The organism is Aquamicrobium terrae (assembly GCF_052978165.1).
In genome coordinates, this window is sequence record NZ_JBRKLZ010000001.1 from 2,553,852 (window position 1) to 2,569,775 (window position 15,924).

At 68.2% G+C, this 15,924-nt stretch carries 11 protein-coding genes; 2 read left to right on the top strand and 9 right to left on the bottom strand.

Annotated elements, in window-relative coordinates:
• Positions 1-8: 8 nt before the first annotated feature.
• The 8 genes from ACVCNR_RS12605 to ACVCNR_RS12640 form a co-directional block, all read right to left on the bottom strand.
• Complete coding sequence (locus tag ACVCNR_RS12605) at positions 9-3,026, bottom strand: efflux RND transporter permease subunit (RefSeq protein ID WP_447075693.1); 3,018 nt, start codon at positions 3,024-3,026, stop codon at positions 9-11.
• A 56-nt stretch (positions 3,027-3,082) separates the two neighbouring features.
• Complete coding sequence (locus tag ACVCNR_RS12610) at positions 3,083-4,165, bottom strand: efflux RND transporter periplasmic adaptor subunit (protein ID WP_447075042.1); 1,083 nt, start codon at positions 4,163-4,165, stop codon at positions 3,083-3,085.
• 2 nt (positions 4,166-4,167) lie between these two features.
• A complete protein-coding gene (locus tag ACVCNR_RS12615) occupies positions 4,168-5,262 on the bottom strand; it encodes an efflux RND transporter periplasmic adaptor subunit (protein ID WP_447075043.1) in 1,095 nt (364 codons plus the stop codon).
• Positions 5,263-5,375: 113 nt separating this feature from the next.
• Positions 5,376-6,113 carry an ABC transporter permease gene (locus ACVCNR_RS12620; protein WP_354194952.1) on the bottom strand — a complete coding sequence of 246 codons (738 nt, stop codon included), beginning with the start codon at positions 6,111-6,113 and terminating at the stop codon, positions 5,376-5,378.
• A 10-nt stretch (positions 6,114-6,123) separates the two neighbouring features.
• A complete protein-coding gene (locus ACVCNR_RS12625; RefSeq protein WP_447075044.1) occupies positions 6,124-7,062 on the bottom strand; it encodes an ABC transporter ATP-binding protein in 939 nt (312 codons plus the stop codon).
• A complete protein-coding gene (locus ACVCNR_RS12630; RefSeq protein ID WP_447075694.1) occupies positions 7,059-8,222 on the bottom strand; it encodes an ABC transporter permease in 1,164 nt (387 codons plus the stop codon). Before ACVCNR_RS12630 ends, ACVCNR_RS12625 begins: the two co-directional genes overlap by 4 nt.
• Before the next feature lie 41 nt (positions 8,223-8,263).
• Entirely contained in the window at positions 8,264-9,172 is a 909-nt protein-coding gene (gene osmF, locus ACVCNR_RS12635) for a glycine betaine ABC transporter substrate-binding protein OsmF (protein WP_447075045.1), read from the bottom strand.
• A gap of 135 nt (positions 9,173-9,307) precedes the next feature.
• The gene (locus tag ACVCNR_RS12640) at positions 9,308-11,554 is read right to left on the bottom strand and encodes a heavy metal translocating P-type ATPase (RefSeq protein ID WP_447075046.1); all 2,247 of its coding nucleotides are present in this window, start codon (positions 11,552-11,554) and stop codon (positions 9,308-9,310) included.
• Positions 11,555-11,850: 296 nt separating this feature from the next.
• Here ACVCNR_RS12640 and ACVCNR_RS12645 point away from each other — a divergent pair, with 296 nt between their 5' ends.
• Positions 11,851-13,623: an ABC transporter ATP-binding protein gene (locus tag ACVCNR_RS12645; RefSeq protein WP_447075047.1), complete on the top strand. Its 1,773-nt coding sequence runs from the start codon at positions 11,851-11,853 to the stop codon at positions 13,621-13,623.
• 3 nt (positions 13,624-13,626) lie between these two features.
• Here ACVCNR_RS12645 and ACVCNR_RS12650 read toward each other — a convergent pair whose 3' ends face one another.
• Positions 13,627-14,256: a TetR/AcrR family transcriptional regulator gene (locus ACVCNR_RS12650; protein ID WP_447075048.1), complete on the bottom strand. Its 630-nt coding sequence runs from the start codon at positions 14,254-14,256 to the stop codon at positions 13,627-13,629.
• Positions 14,257-14,417: 161 nt separating this feature from the next.
• On the opposite strand from ACVCNR_RS12650, the gene ACVCNR_RS12655 reads away from it, so the two are divergent.
• On the top strand, positions 14,418-15,917 hold the full coding sequence (locus tag ACVCNR_RS12655) for an MFS transporter (RefSeq protein ID WP_354194964.1): 1,500 nt from the start codon (positions 14,418-14,420) through the stop codon (positions 15,915-15,917).
• Positions 15,918-15,924 lie beyond the last annotated feature (7 nt).

Below are 15,924 nucleotides of genomic sequence, written 5' to 3' on the forward strand. Positions count from 1 at the left end.
ACGCGCCGTCAGGCTTCCGCCGTCTTTTCCCGCATTGGTTCCTCCCGCGCCGGCTCCTTCACCCGGTGCCATGCGATGTAGAGCGCGGGCAGGAACAGCAGGGTGATCGCCGTGCCGGCGATGATGCCGCCCATCATGGCGAAGGCCATGGGCCCCCAGAACACCTCGCGCGAGATCGGGATCAGCGCCAGGCTGGCGGCTGCGGCCGTCAGCGCGATGGGGCGCATGCGGTGGGTGGAAGCTTCCACCACCGCATCCCACGGATGCTGGCCCTCGCGGATATGGTCCTCGACCTGCACGATGAGGATCACCGAGTTGCGGATCAGGATGCCGATCAGCGCCAGCACGCCCAGTATGGCCACGAAGCCGAGCGGCTTGTTGCTGAGCAGCATGGCGACCGACACACCGATGATGCCAAGCGGTGCCACCGCCACCACCAGGAACAGGCTCTGGAAGCTCTGCAACTGCAGCATCAATATGGTCGCCATCACGAACAGCATCAGCGGCACGACCGCGGTGATCGGCCCCTGGCTCTTGGCGCTTTCCTCCACGGTGCCGGCGGTCGCGACGTGATAGCCGGCCGGCAGGCCGGCGGCGAATTCGTCGATCCGGGGCGACAGGTCGGTGACGATGGTGTCGGCCATGGTCTTGTCGTTGATGCCGGCCGAGACGGTGATGGTGGGTATGCGTCCGCGCCGCCACACCACGGGCTGTTCCAGCTCGTAGCGGAAGTCGGCGATGGCCGCCAGCGGCACGGAGCTGCCCGTCCCGGTGGCGATCTGGAGATTTTGCAGCGTCTCGATGGAGTTGCGCTCGGCTTCGCGCGCCCGCACCACGACATTGACCAGATAGGTGGCGTCGCGCACCTGGGTGATGGCGATGCCGCCGACCACGCCGTTCAGGGTGGTGGCGATGTCCTTGGACGAGATGCCGAGCTTGCGCGCCTTGTCCTGCAGCACGTCGACGCGCACCACGCGGCCGGGCTCGTTCCAGTCGTAGGCCACCACGCCAAGGCGCTCGTCGGCGTCGAGGATGCCGGCGAGCTGCTGGGCGTGGCCGCGCAGCGTCTGGATGTCCGGTCCCGACACGCGATACTGGATGGGGCGGCCGACCGGCGGGCCCAGTTCCAGATATTTGACGAAGGCGTCGGTGCCGACGAAGTCGCGCCGCAGCACCTCGTTGAACTGCTGGCGCAGCCTGTCGCGCGCCTCGATGTCGTTGGCGACGATCACCATCTGCCCGTAATAGGGGTTGGAAAGCTGCACGTCGAAGGCCAGCACGAAGCGCACAGCGCCCTGGCCGATATAGCTGCTCCAGTGGTCGATGTCGGGATTGCCCTCCAGCACGGCTTCCTCGAAGCGCACCATCTGGGCGCGGGTTTCGGCGATGGAGCTGTTTTCCGGCAGCCGCCAGTCGATCACCAGTTCGGGCCGGTCGGATTCGGGGAAGAACTGGCGCTCGACGAAGGTCATGCCGTAGAGTGCGACCGCGAACAGGACGGCGGTGGTGACGATCGTGACCCAGCGGTGCCGCATGGCGGCGAGCAGGGCGCGTCCGAAGGCGCGCATCACCGGGCCGGGCTCCTCGCTCGTGTGCTTCATGGTCGCGGGCAGCAATGTCACGCCGAGCAGCGGGGCGAACAGCACCGCCACGATCCACGACACCAGCAGCGATACACCGATGACCACGAACAGCGTGTAGGTATATTCGCCGGCCTGGCTGGAATTGAGCCCGATGGGGATGAAGCCGGCGATGGTCACCAGCGTTCCGGTCAGCATCGGGAAGGCTGTGTGGGAATAGACATAGGTCGCCGCCTTGTTCAGCGGGTCGCCCTTTTCCAGCCGCGCCACCATCATCTCCACCGCGATCATGGCGTCGTCGACCAGCAGGCCGAGCGCGATGATGAGCGCGCCCAGCGACACGCGCTGCAACGAGATGCCCATTAAGGACATGGTGAGGAAGGTGATGGCCAGCACCAGCGGAATGGACAGCGACACCACCAGACCGGCGCGCACGCCGAGGCTGACGAAGCTCACCGCCAGCACGATGACCACCGCCTCGAACAGCGCCCTGGTGAAGCCGGACACCGCGTGATCGACGACCTCGGGCTGGTCGGCCACCTTGGTGACGCCGATGCCGACCGGCAGGTCGTTCAGGGTCTTCTGCATCAAGGCTTCCAGCGCCTCGCCGAACTCCAGCAGATTGCCGTTCGGCTTCATGCCGATGGCGAGCCCGATGGCCGGTTCGCCGTTGACCCTGAACAGGGACTTCGGCGGATCGGCATAGCCGCGGGTGATGGTGGCGACGTCGGAGAGGCGGAAGAAGCGGTCGTTGACGCGCAGGTTCACCGCGCGCAGGTCCTCTTCCGAGGTGAACTGGCCGCTCACCTGCACGCTGATGCGCTCCGGCCCAGCCTGCACGACGCCGGAAGGGGTGATGGCGTTCTGCGCCTGCAGGCTTTCCAGGATCGCTTGCTGGTCGAGGCCGAGCGCCGCCACCTGCCGCGTGGAGAATTCCAGATAGATCGCCTCGTCCTGCGCGCCGATCAGTTCCACCTTGCCGGCATTGGGGAGGGTGAGGATGCGCGAGCGCACGTCCTCGACATGGTCGCGCAACTGCCGCATCGACAGCCCGTCGGAAGTGAAGGCGTAGATATTGCCGAACACGTCGCCGAAGCGGTCGTTGAAGAAGGGACCGTGGACGCCCTCGGGCAGCGAGGAGCGGATGTCCTCCAGCATGTTGCGCACCCGCACCCAGCTCGGCTCGACGTCCCGCGCCTTCACGGTCGACTTGAGGTTGACGAACACGACCGACTGGCCGGCGGTGGTGACGGATCGGGTGAAGTCCAGCCCGTCCAGTTCCTCAAGCTTCTTCTCGATGCGGTCGGTGACCTGGTTGAGCGTTTCCTCGACCGAGGCGCCGGGCCAGTTGGCCTGCACGACCATGGTCTTGATGGTAAAATGCGGGTCCTCCTCGCGGCCGAGCTTCACATAGGAAGCGACGCCGGCGATCAGGAACACCGCCATGAAATACCAGACCAGGGAACGGTGGTTCAAAGCCCAGTCGGAAAGATTGAAGCCCTTCAATTGTGCTTTCCCTCGCCCTCGAGCCGCACCTTCTGGCCTTCGGCCAATTCATGCACGCCGGCGCTCACCACATAGCTGCCGACCGGCACGTCGTCGGTCACGAACCCGTCGTCCAGCCTCTGCACGACCTTGACCGGCCGGCTCTTCACCACAAGGCTTTGCGGATCGACCAGCCACACCGAGGTGGCCCCTTCCATGTCGAGCAGGGCGCTGGCCGGCAGCACCACCGGCGGGGTGCCCGCGCTGCGGTGCGCCACGCGCACGGTGGCGCCGAGCCGGAAGCCGGGCGCCGGATCGTCGAGGGCGATGCGCAGGCGGCGCAGCCGCGTCTGCGGGTCGGCCTGCGGCGCCACCTCGCGCACCGTGCCCCTGCCGGTCACGGAGGGATCGGCCTGCAACTGCACCTCGAACCCGGCGCCGGGCGACAGGAGCCCGTCGAGACGGTCAGGCACGTCGACCACCACCTCGCGGATGTCGGGGCGGGCCACGGTCAGCACCGGCTGGCCGGCCGCCACCGTCTCGCCGACCTCGGCATGGACCGCCGAGACGACGCCGTCGAAATCCGGGCGAAGCTGGGCATAGCCGCGCTGGTCCTCGGCCCTGTTGAGGCCGGCACGGGCCTTTTCCAGCCCGGCGGCGGCGCTGTCGCGGGCCTGGCGGGCCGCGTCGTAGACCGCCTGCGAGACGCTGTTGGAGGCGAGCAGCGCGCGCTGGCGCTCTTCGCTGGCCGAGGCGCTGGCGAACTGCGCTTCGGCGCTCGCAAGGTCCGCCCTGGCCGACTGCACGGCAAGATCGAGCGCCGAGGGGTCGATGGTGGCGACGGTGTCGCCCTTTTTCACGAGGTCGCCGACATTCACCGGGCGGCTGGTCAGCCGGCCGAGCACGCGGAAGGCAAGCCCCGTGCTGTAGCGGGGCTCGACGGTGCCGGTGAAGCCGGCCTCGGCGATCGCATGGGGCTCGACCACCGTGTAGATCACCGGGCGCGGCAGGGGCTCCGGCCTCGGTTCCTCGGCCTCGCCGCAGCCCGCGATCAGCAGGAACGGCCCGGCGGCGGCCAGCAGGCGCAAGGATCGCATCATGCTCATTGCCCCTTGCTCGTGCCGGCTTCGGCGTTCACGATGTCGGCCACCTGCCCGGGATGCAGCATGTGCCCGCCCTTGACCACGACGGTGGCGCCTTCCTCCAGCCCGGCGCGCAGGATCAGGCGCTCGCGCTCATAGGCAAGCACCTCGACCGGGACGAGACTGACGACGCCCGTGTCGGGGGCGATGCTCCACACGGCCGGGCGGCCCCTGTCGGAAGTGAGCGCGCTCCACGGCAGCACCGCCACCTTCTGCTGCGGCAGGTGGACGGTGCCCGTCACCACGGCGCCGAGCGCCATCTGCGGCGGCGGGTCGATGATCTCCACCTTCACCCGGACGGTGCCGGTGCGCGCATCGACCACCGGGGAAACCTCGCGGATCCGTCCCTGCGCGGTGACAGCGGGGTCCGACAGCAAAGTGAGGGTGACGGCGGTGCCTGGCGGGCCATGGTTCACCAGCGTTTCCTGCACGTCGAAGACGGCATCGCGCCCGCCGTCCACGGCCAGGGAGAAGGCCGCCTGCGCAGCCTGCACCACCTGTCCGGCCTCGACGTTGCGGGCGGTGACGATGCCGGCCGAGGGCGCGCGCAGCTCGGTATAGGAAAGCTCGTCGCGGGCGTTTTCCAGCGCGCTCTCGGCGCTGGTCAGCGTGTTCTTCGTCGTCAGCCATTGCTGCTCGGCCTGATCGAACCGGCTTCTCGTGGTGAAGCCCTGGTCCAGCAACTGCCGCTGGCGCTGGTAGGCGGCCTCCGCCTCGACCAGCAACGCTTTGGCCGCGTCACGCGAGGCCTGCGCGGCGCGCAGGTTGGTCTGCTGCTCGGCATCGTCCAGCCGCGCCAGCAGGTCGCCCGGCTCGACATGCGTGCCGACATCGGCGCTGCGTTCCACGATCTGGCCGCTGACCCGGAAGGAGAGATCGACATTGAGGCGGGCGTGGATGTCGCCCGACAGTTCGAGCGGCTGGGCATAGTCCTCATAGCCGACCTTCTGCACCGCCACCGGCAGGTTTTGGGCATGGGCGGCAAACGGTCCGCAAAAGGCAAGGGCCGCAAGCAGCAGAAAGCTCGACCCACGAGACAATGGCCCTGACCCCATGCTTGATCCTGCCTCCTCAGGCGCGCCTTTCGGCCCCGTGCCGGCTGATACCACCCGCCGGAGCCCAGGGCAATTCCGGCACTTCAAGACCAAGGCTTGCGCGATTCCGGCCGTCAGCGGCCCATGCGCCGTGCGGCAAGGCGCTCGAGCGCCGAGAGCCCGTCATAGATCAGCACGGCTATGGCCGCCACGATCAGCCCGCCTTGCAGCACGAAGGCGAGGTTGTTGGAAAGCAGCCCGGCGATGATGACTTCGCCCAGCGTCCGGGCGGCGACGGTGGAGCCGATGGTCGCCGTGGCTAGGCTGATGACCACCGACAGGCGGATGCCGGCGAGGATGACCGGCAGGCTGAGCGGCAGCTCGACCCTGAGCAGCCGTTGGGCGGGCGTCATGCCGGCGCCGCGCGCCGCCTCCACGACATGGGCGGGCAAGGTGGTGAGCCCGGTCAGCGCATTCTCGAAGATCGGCAGGAGCCCGTAGAGGAACAGCGCGATCAATGTGGGTTTTTCCCCGAAGCCGACCGCCGGGACGGCCAGCGCCAGCACCGCGACCGGCGGGAAGGTCTGGCCGATATTGACCAGGCTGCGCGACAGCGGCAGGAACTCCGTCCCGAACGGCCGCGTGACCAGTATGGCGAGCCCCACCGCCACGACGATTGCGCCAAGCGTGGCGATGGCCACCGTGCGCAGGTGCAGGAGCGTCAGCGTCAAGAGGTTGCCCTGATTGTAGATCGCCGGGGCGTTGTTCTCGGTCAGCGGCTTCAGCAGCGGCTCGAACCAGCCGGGGTTGGTTATGAAGGCGACCAGAAAGGCCAGCAGCGCCAGCCGGGCAAGGGTGGGCAGCCACTTCATGCCAGTTTCCTCATGCGGGCCGCGCCGCCAGCCGGACCAGGCCGTCCACCGTCACCTTGCCGATGAGCCGGCCGTCGGCGCCGCGCACCGGCAGGGCCGGCCGGCCCGACCACAGGAGCTCGGCCAGCGCATCGCGCTGGCTGGCCTCGGCGGGGATGGGCTCGCCTTCGGCAACGCCCTGTTCCACCGCCTCGCCGACTCGGCCGAGCGACAACAGCCGGAACGGCTTTTCGCTGGCGCCGACCAGTGTCTCGACGAATTCGCTGGCGGGGCGGGCAAGGATGCGCTCCGGCGTGTCGTACTGCAGCAGCCTGCCGGCATCCATCACCGCGATCCGGTCGCCCATGTGCACGGCCTCCTCCATGTCGTGGGTGACCAGCACGATGGTGGTACCGAGCCGCTTCTGGATCGCCAGAAGGTCCTCCTGCGCCTTGGTGCGGATGATGGGGTCGAGCGCGCCGAACGGCTCGTCCATCAAAAGCACGTTCGGCCCGGCCGCAAGCGCGCGGGCGACGCCGACGCGCTGCTGCTGGCCGCCGGACAGCTCATGCGGATAGCGGTGGGCGAATTCGGCCGGATCGAGCTGGAACAGGCTCATCAGTTCCTCGACGCGCGTCGCGATGCGGCCTGCGTCCCAGCCGAGCAGCACGGGCACGGTGGCGATGTTCTCGGCCACGGTGCGGTGCGGGAACAGGCCGTGCCCCTGGATGACGTAGCCGATGGAGCGGCGCAGCTCGTAGCCCGGCACCGTGCGGTTGTCGGTGCCGTCGAGCCGGATCGCGCCGGAGGTCGGCTCGACCAGCCGGTTGATCATGCGCAGCAGCGTGGTCTTGCCCGAGCCCGACGTGCCGACGATGACGGCGATGCTGTGCGGTTCGATCGCCATCGACACGTCGTCGACCACGGCGGTGTCGCCATAGCGCTTGGTGATGCCTTCGATCTCGATCACGACGGGCCTCCGTTTTTCTGGACGCAGGTGAGTTCCACCACGGCATCGAGCACGATGGCGGCGGCGAAGGCCAGCATCACGGTGGGCAGCGCGCCCAGCAGCACTAGGTCCATCGCCGTCTGGCCGATGCCCTGGAAGACGAACACGCCGAAGCCGCCGCCGCCGATCAGCGCGGCAATGGTGGCGAGGCCGATGTTCTGCACCAGGACGATGCGGATGCCGGTGAGGATCACCGGGACGGCGAGCGGCAATTCCACGCGAAACAGCCGCTGGCGTCCGGTCATGCCCATGCCGCGCGCCGCTTCGTTGGCCGTGCGCGGAACGCCGGCGAGCCCCACCACCGTGTTGGCCACCACCGGCAGCAGCGAATAGAGGAAGAGCGCCAGGAAAGCGGGTGCCGTGCCGATACCGCGAATGCCCAGCGCCGTCGCGCCCGGCACATTGGCCGCAATCCAGCCGAGCGGCGCGATCAGCAGGCCGAACAGGGCGATGGACGGGATCGTCTGGATGATGTTGAGTACATTGAGCACGCTTGCCCGCAGCGGCGCCACGCGGTGGCACAGGATGCCGAGCGGCAGGCCCACGATGGCCGCCGCCGCCAGCGAGCCGAGGGCGAGGGTGAGATGCTTGCCGCCCTCGGTCCAGAAGCTGTCGGCGCGGTTGGCGTATTCCTTGAGGATCGACAGGCTATCCCAGCTCCCGGACGCCAGCAGCAGGCCAAGCAGGGCGGCGGCCGCCAGCAGCGCAAGGATGCGCGCCCATGGCGACAGGGCCAGCCGCGTCAGCACATCGGCCAGTAGCAGCATGAAGGCGAAGAGGAGCAGCCAGAACCCGTGGGCTGGCGAGACGCGGGCATAGTTGTTGTCCTCCGGCGTGAGGAAGCTGCCTGCCACGCCGATCAGAACCGCAATGGCGATGAGCACAACGAGGCTCGCCCCAAGGCGAAGCAGGAGCGGCGTGCGCAAAAGGGCGATCAGCGCGGCGATGACGATGACCGCCGCCAGCGCCCCGCCGGCGATGGGCGGCAGCGCCTCCAGCAGCGAGCGCGCCTCGCCGGGCACGATGCGGTTGGCGCGGAACGTGGCGAAGGGCGCCGCCAGGCAGGCGTAAAACGCAATCGCGGCGATCACCACGCCAAGCTTGTCGAACCGGATGCCCACCACGTCGTCTGTCGCCTCGCCCCCGAAAGACTATCCGGGGACTATTTCAGGAAGCCGTTCTTCTTCAGGAAGTCCTCGGCCACGGCCTTGACCGGCTCGCCGCCGACCTGCACGCGGCCGTTGAGGTCCTGAAGCGTCACGAGGTCGAGCTTCTCGAACACCGGCTTCAGCAGTTCCTCGATCTGCGGGTTCTGCTTCAGCACCTCTTCGCGGATCACCGGGGCCGGCTGGTAGACCGGCTGCACATGCTTGTCGTCTTCCAGCACGACGAGCCCGGAGGGCGCGATGCCGCCGTCGGTGCCGTAGACCATCGCCGCATTGGTGCCGTTGGTCTGGTTGGCGGCCGCCGCGATCGTCGCGGCCGTGTCGCCGCCCGACAGGGTGATGAGCTGGTCAGGGTTGAGCTTGAAGCCGTAGGTGGTCTGGAAAGCGGGCAGGGCGGCGGCGGAATTGACGAACTCGGCCGAGGCGGCGAGCACCACCTTGCCGCCATCGGTGACATATTTGCCGAAGTCCGACAGGGTGGCGAGGTTGTTCGCCTGGGCGACGTCCTTGCGCAGTGCGATCGCCCAGGTGTTGTTGGCGGGCGAGGGGCTCAGCCACACGATCTTGTTGGCATCGTAGTCGAGCTTCCTGGCTTCCTCGTAGGCCTGCTTGGGGTCCTTCCACAGCGGCTCGTCCGCTTTCTCGAAGAAGAAGGCGGCATTGCCGGTATATTCGGGATAGATGTCGATCTCGCCGGCCAGGATCGCCTTGCGCACCACGGGCGTGCCGCCAAGCTGGATGCGGTCGCTGGTCTGGATGTCGTTGGCGTTCAGCACGAGCTGGATGATGTTGCCCAGCACGCCGCCCTCGGTGTCGATCTTCGACGACACCACCACCTGCGCGCTTGCGGAAACGGCGGAAAGGCCGAGCGACAGGGCGACGGCTAAGGACCTGATCGGAAACATTGCGAGAAAACCCCTCTTTAAGCGGGCGCGGCCGCGCCGGATCGGAGAAGGTTAACGCGTAACGCTCGCGAGGGTTTCATGAAAAACGCATCGGCGCCTTTTCTCCTGACAAATCCTCATCGTGGCCGTCATCCGTCATGGCCTGCCGGGCCGGAAGGCCAGCAGGCGCATGGCGTTCAGGGTCACCAGCACGGTGGCGCCGGTGTCGGCCAGCACCGCGATCCACAGGCCGGAGAGGCCGGTGACGGTGGTGATGAGGAACACCGCCTTGAGGCCGAGGGCGATGGCGACGTTCTGGCGGATGTTGCGCATGGTGGCGCGCGCCAGCCGGATCATGCCGGCCACATCGTTGATGCGGCTGCCCATCAGGGCGGCGTCCGCGGTCTCCATCGCAACGTCGGTGCCCGAGCCGATGGCGACCCCGACACTGGCGGCGGCGAGCGCCGGGGCGTCGTTGATGCCGTCGCCGATCATCACCACCTGACGGCCGGCGGCGAGCTTGCGGATTTCGCCGACCTTGTCCTGCGGCAGCAATTCGGCGCGCACCTGCATGCCGAGTTGTCTGGCGATGGCGGTGCCGGTGCGGGCGTTGTCGCCGGTGAGCATCACGCTGTCGACGCCGAGCTGCCGCAGCCGGCCGATCCCCTCGGCCGCGTCGGGGCGCGGCTCGTCGCGCATGGCGACAAGGCCGATGGCGGTGCCGTCCGCGATCACCACCGCCACCGTCTTGCCGTCGCTTTCCAGCGCGGTTGCGGAACGGATCAGGTCGTCGGAGACGGTTCCGGCCTCGCCGGCAAAGCGCGGCGCGCCGATGAAGATGGCCTGGCCGCCGACGCGCCCTTCCATGCCCCGGCCGGCGATCGCGCGGATGTCCCCGCCGGCAAGGGCAGGCGCGGCGCTTTCCGCCGCATGGTCGACGATTGCCGTGGCCAGCGGGTGGCTTGATTCGCGCTCCACCGCGGCCGCGATGGCGATGAGCCGCGCCGCGTCGCCGTCGGCGGCCACCACGTCGGTGACCTTCGGCTTGCCGAGCGTCAGCGTGCCGGTCTTGTCGAAGGCGACGGTCTGCGCGCCGGCCAGCGTCTCGATCACCGCGCCGCCCTTGATCAGCATGCCCTGCCGGGCGCCGGCCGAAAGGCCGGAGGCGATGGCGGCCGGAACCGAGATGACCAGCGCGCAGGGGCAGCCGATGAGCAGCAGGGCGAGCCCGCGATAGATCCATTCGTCCCAGCTGCCGAAGCCCGCCAGAGGCGGCACCACCGCCACCAGCACCGACAGCGCCACGATAACCGGCATGTAGACGCGCGAGAAGCGGTCGATGAAGCGCTCGGTCGGGGCCTTCGCCTCCTGCGCGTCCTCGACCAGCGCGATGATGCGGGCGATGGTGTTGTCGGAGGCGGCGCGCTCGACGCGGATGCGCAGCGAGCCGTCATGGTTGATCGAGCCGGCGAAGACCGCGCTGCCCTCCTGCTTGGCGACCGGCACGCTCTCGCCGGTCATCGGCGATTCATCGACGCTCGACATGCCGGCCACGACGGTGCCGTCGGCGGGAATGCGGTCGCCCGGCCGGCACACCACAGTCTGGCCGACGGCCAGCTGGTCGGTCGGCACCTCGCGCAGGCTGCCGCCTTCCTCGACCATGGCGGTGCGCGGAATGAGGGAGCCCAGCGCCTTGATGCCCGAGCGGGCCCTTGCCGCCGCCAGCCCTTCCAGCACCTCGCCGACCAGGAACAGCAGCACCACCACGGCCGCCTCCTCGACCGCGCCGATGATCAGCGCGCCGATGGCGGCGACGCTCATCAGCATCTGGATGGTGAAGGGCGCGCCCATGCGCGCCGCCGCCAGCGCACGCCGCGCAATCGGCGCGACGAGGACCAGCGTCGTGAAGGAGAACACGTAGCGGCTGCTTCGCGGCCAGAAGAATTCGGCCGCGAAGGACAGCGCGATCAGCACCAGCCCGATGGCCGCATGGCGGGACTTCACGCTCTGCCACCAGGGCTTTTGGGCCTTGGCCGGAGCTGCTGGCGCCTCATGGCCGTGATCGTGGCGGCAGGCGGGGCCATGGTCATGGTCGCGGTGGTTGTGACCATGATCGTGATCGTGCGCAAGGGCTGGCCGGCCGGCCTTTGCCTTCGCATCCAGCAGGGTGGGGACGAAACCCAGCTTGCGCACCGCCTTCTCGATGGCGTCGACGGGCGTTTGCACGGCGTCGAGCGACAGCGCCATGGTCTCGCGCGTCACCGAGACGCTAACCTCGGACACGCCGGGCAGGTGGCCGAGCGCGGTGGTGATGGTGCCGGCGCAACTGGCGCAATCCATGCCTTCGACGCGGAAGACGAATGCTTCCGCCTTGCTGACGCCTGCAGTTCCGGGCTGGGTCATGATGCAAATCCTTCTTCCAGTCCGGTGGTTGTAGTTTCTCTAGCGGCTAGAGGTTCAAGGGGTGTTTTGCGAAATTTTTCAAAGCAGCTTGAAGAAGCATGTGCGGCGGACGATAGTGCGCAGCCTCGACTCGGGGATGGCTTCCCGGGAAGCCGCGGCTTCGCCCTGCCGGGCAGGTGCGAAAAGGCCGGCGGCAGAGGAAAAATCGACAGGCACCGCCATCCCGTCGCCCTGGATGCGATGCGGATCGGGCGAGACCCGGCTCAATCAACGCCAGCGCGAGGATGGATGCGGCGATGACCGATATTGCACTGCGGACTGCCGACCAGTCGCCCGGCAAGCGCGACCTGCTCAGGCGCTTTGCCGCCTATTACCGGCCGCACCGGCGGCTGTTTGCGCTGGATTTCGGCAGCGCGGTGGCGGCCGGCCTGCTGGAGCTCGCCTTTCCGATGGCGGTGACGCTGTTCATCGACAAGCTGTTGCCGACCGGCAATCTCGGCCTGATCGCGCTGGCGGCGCTAGGCCTCCTCCTCGTCTATGCGGTCAGCGCCGGCCTGCACGTCATTGTCACCTATTGGGGCCACATGCTCGGCATCCGCATCGAGACCGAGATGCGCCGCAAGGCCTTCGATCATCTGCAGAAGCTGTCCTTCGGCTTCTTCGACAACGTCAAGACGGGCCATCTCGTGGCCCGCCTGACCAAGGATCTGGAGGAGATCGGCGAGGTCGCCCACCATGGCCCGGAGGACGTGTTCATCGCCATCATGACGCTGATCGGCGCCTTCCTGCTGATGCTGTGGGTGCATGTGCCGCTGGCGCTGATCACCGCCATCATCCTGCCGGCCTCGGCCTTCATCACCATGTATTATGGCGGCCGCATGACCCGCACCTGGCGGGCGATCTACGGGCGCGTGGCCGAATTCAACGCCCGCATCGAGGAGAATGTCGGCGGCATCCGCGTGGTGCAGGCCTTCGCCAACGAGGACCATGAGCGGCGGCTGTTCGCCGAGAACAATCGCAACTATTTCACCACCAAGCTGGAGGCCTACAAGGTCATGGCGGCCTCGATGTCGCTGTCCTACCTGTCCATGCGCTTCGTGCAGGTGGTGGTGATGCTGGTGGGCGCGTGGTTCGTGCTGCGCGGCGAGCTCACCCCCGGCGGCTTCGTCGGTTTCCTGCTGCTGGTCAATGTGTTTTTCCAGCCGCTGCAACTGATCAATTCGGTGATCGAGATGTATCCGAAGGGCATCGCCGGATTCCAGCACTACACCCGCTTCCTCGACACAAGGCCCGACATTGCCGACCGCCCCGGCGCCATCGAGGCCAGCGGCCTGAAGGGCGACATCGAGTACCGCCATGTGCGCTTCGGCTACGGCGCCGGCCGGCCGGTGTTCGAAGACCTCAGCCTCAAGGTCGAGGCCGGCGAGACGATTGCCTTCGTCGGCTCCTCGGGGGCCGGCAAGACGACGATCTGCTCGCTGCTGCCGCGCTTTTACGAGGTCGAGGCCGGGGCGATCCTGGTCGACGGCGTCGACATCCGCGACATGACGCTGAGGTCGCTGCGCTCCCATATAGGCATCGTGCAGCAGGACGTGTTCCTGTTCGCCGGCACCATCCGCGAGAACATCGCCTACGGACGGCTGGGGGCCAGCGAGGCCGAAATCGTCGAGGCGGCACGCCGGGCCCGGCTCGACCAGGTGATCGCCGCGCTGCCGGCCGGGCTTGACACGATCATCGGCGAGCGCGGTGTAAAGCTGTCGGGCGGCCAGAAGCAGCGCCTCGCCATTGCCCGCATCTTCCTGAAGAATCCGCCGATCCTGATCCTGGACGAGGCGACCTCGGCGCTGGACACCGAGACCGAGCGGGCGATCCAGCAGTCGCTGGCCGATCTCTCGGAAGGCCGCACCACGCTGGTCATCGCCCACCGCCTCGCCACCATCGCCAATGCCGATCGCATTCTGGTGGTGGAGAACGGCCGCATCGTCGAACAGGGCAGCCATGCCGAACTGCTGGCCCGCCCGGACGGCCGTTATCGCACCTTGCACGCAGCCCAGGCCGCCGCGCGATAGGTTCTATCGAACCAGTATCCGGCCCAGCATCTGCTCCAGCATTCCGCACAGCGGTGCGGAATCCAGTTGCCCGGCCGCGATGGCGTCGTCCACGACGCCGTGCATGCCGTCGAACAGCACCAGCGCGGCGGCGCGCGCATTGGGCAGGTTCCACGCGCCGGCTTCCTGCCCGGCTTCCAGCAGGGCGGCAAGCTGGCCGATGACCATGTCCTTCTCCCGCGAGCGGCGGCGGTCGTGGGTGAAGTCGTGGAACACGACGTCGTGGAGCCGGAAATTGGCGAGATAGGTGCTGACGGCGGCGCGCAGCCAGGCATTGAAGCGGGCAGGGTGATCGGTGTCCGGCACGGCCTCGATGGCGGCGGCGGCCCGGGCCGCGAAATCCTGCGAGAAGCGTTCGCGCAGCGCCACAAGCACATCCGCCTTGGTGGCGAAATAGTGGTAGAAGGTGCCCTTGGCGACACCGGCCCGGGCAACGATGTCGTCGACGGTCGTCGCCTCCAGCCCCTGTGCGATGAACAGGTCGGCTGCGGCCGAGATCAGATGATCCGTCCGCACCTCGGCCGGCAGCACCCGGCGCGCGCGTGGCGCCCGCGCTTCGGCCGGCGCTGCGCCCGGGCGTGTCGCTGCGGCCATTTCCCAACTCCTCCATCGCGTTTCGACCTGCTGCCGGCCTATCGCATATCCGGCGGGCTTCGCAAGCAATCCTGCTATTGACCGACGGTCGGTCGATAATTTATTGATGAGTGAATCGCTCAAGAAATATGGCCCCACCCATGGTCCGCTCCCGCAAAAGAATGGCTGTCGCCGCCGTTTATCTCGGCACCTTCATGGCCACGCTCGCCATCAGCATCGTCACCGTTGCGCTGCCGGCCATCCAGGCCGGCCTCGGCACCGATCTTTCCGGCCTGCAATGGGTGGTCGGCTCCTATGCGCTGTGCCTTTCGGCCTTCATGCTGTCGGCCGGGCCGGTGGGCGACCGCTACGGCCGCAAGCGCGCCTGGCTGGCCGGCGTCGCGCTGTTCGTGGCCGGGTCGGCGATCTGCGCTTCGGCGTCCACCTTGGCCATGCTCATCGCCGGCTGCGCGCTGCAGGGCATCGCCGGCGCCTTCGTCATTCCCGGTGCGCTGTCGATCCTGACGCAGACCTTCCCCGATCCGGTCGCCCGTGCCCACGTCATCGGCGGCTGGTCGTCCTTCAGCGGCATCTCGCTGATCATCGGCCCGATGCTCGGCGGCATTCTGGTCGACAATATCGGCTGGCAGAGCATCTTCCTCATCAACCTGCCGGTCGGCGCGGCTGCTCTGCTGCTCGGGTTCGGCGGCATCGACGAAAGCGCCGACCCGGACCACGCCGCGCTCGATCCGGCGGGGCAGGTGCTCAGCGTGATCTTCCTCGGCGCGCTCACCTATACGCTGATCAGCGCCGGCAATGCCGGCTGGAGCGCGCCGGCGGTGCTTGTCGCGCTGGCGGTTGCAGCAGGCGCGCTGGCGCTGTTCGTCGGGGTCGAGATGCGCACGGCCCGGCCGGTGCTGCCGGTGGACCTGTTCCGCGAGCCGGCCTTCGCCTCGGTCAATTTCGCCTCCTTCGTGCTCGGCTTCGCCGGTTACAGCAGCCTGTTCCTGTTCTCGCTGTTCCTGCAGCAGGCGCAGGGCTGGTCGGCCACCCAGGCCGGCTGGCGCATGGCGCCGGTGTTCGCCGCCATGGCGCTGGTCGCCTCGGCGTTCGGCCAACTGGCGCGGAGCTACGGCATGCGCCGGCTGATGGTGCTGGGCTATGTGCTGCTTGGCCTTTCCATGCTGGCCATGGCCTCGTTCACCCCGGACACCTCCTATCTCGTGGTTGCGCCGCTCTTCGCCCTGCTGGGCATCGGCATGGGACTGGCGGTGCCCTCGACCGGGGCAGCGGCGATGGAGGCGGCGCCGCGCGAGCGCACCGGCACGGCCTCGGCCACCATGAATGCCCTGCGCCAGGGCGGCATGACCATCGGCATTGCCTTGCTCGGCACGCTGATGGGCGCGCGCGCCGTCGCGTCGCTGACAACCGCTTTCGGCAAGGCCGAGGTCGCGGATGCGGCTGCCCTTGCCGGCAGCGCCGTGCGCCGCCACGCCATGCCCGCCGGGCTCGACATGGCGCCCGATGCCTTTCGCGATCTGCTGGCGTCATCCTTCGCGAACGGGTTCGCGGTCGCGGCCGCTATTGCCGGCCTTTGCGGCCTGATCGCCGCCGCCATTCTCGCCGTCGCCACGCGCCGCAATGCGGCCCGGCGTGCCGTGACCGTCATCGATGAAGCCTGATCTATCA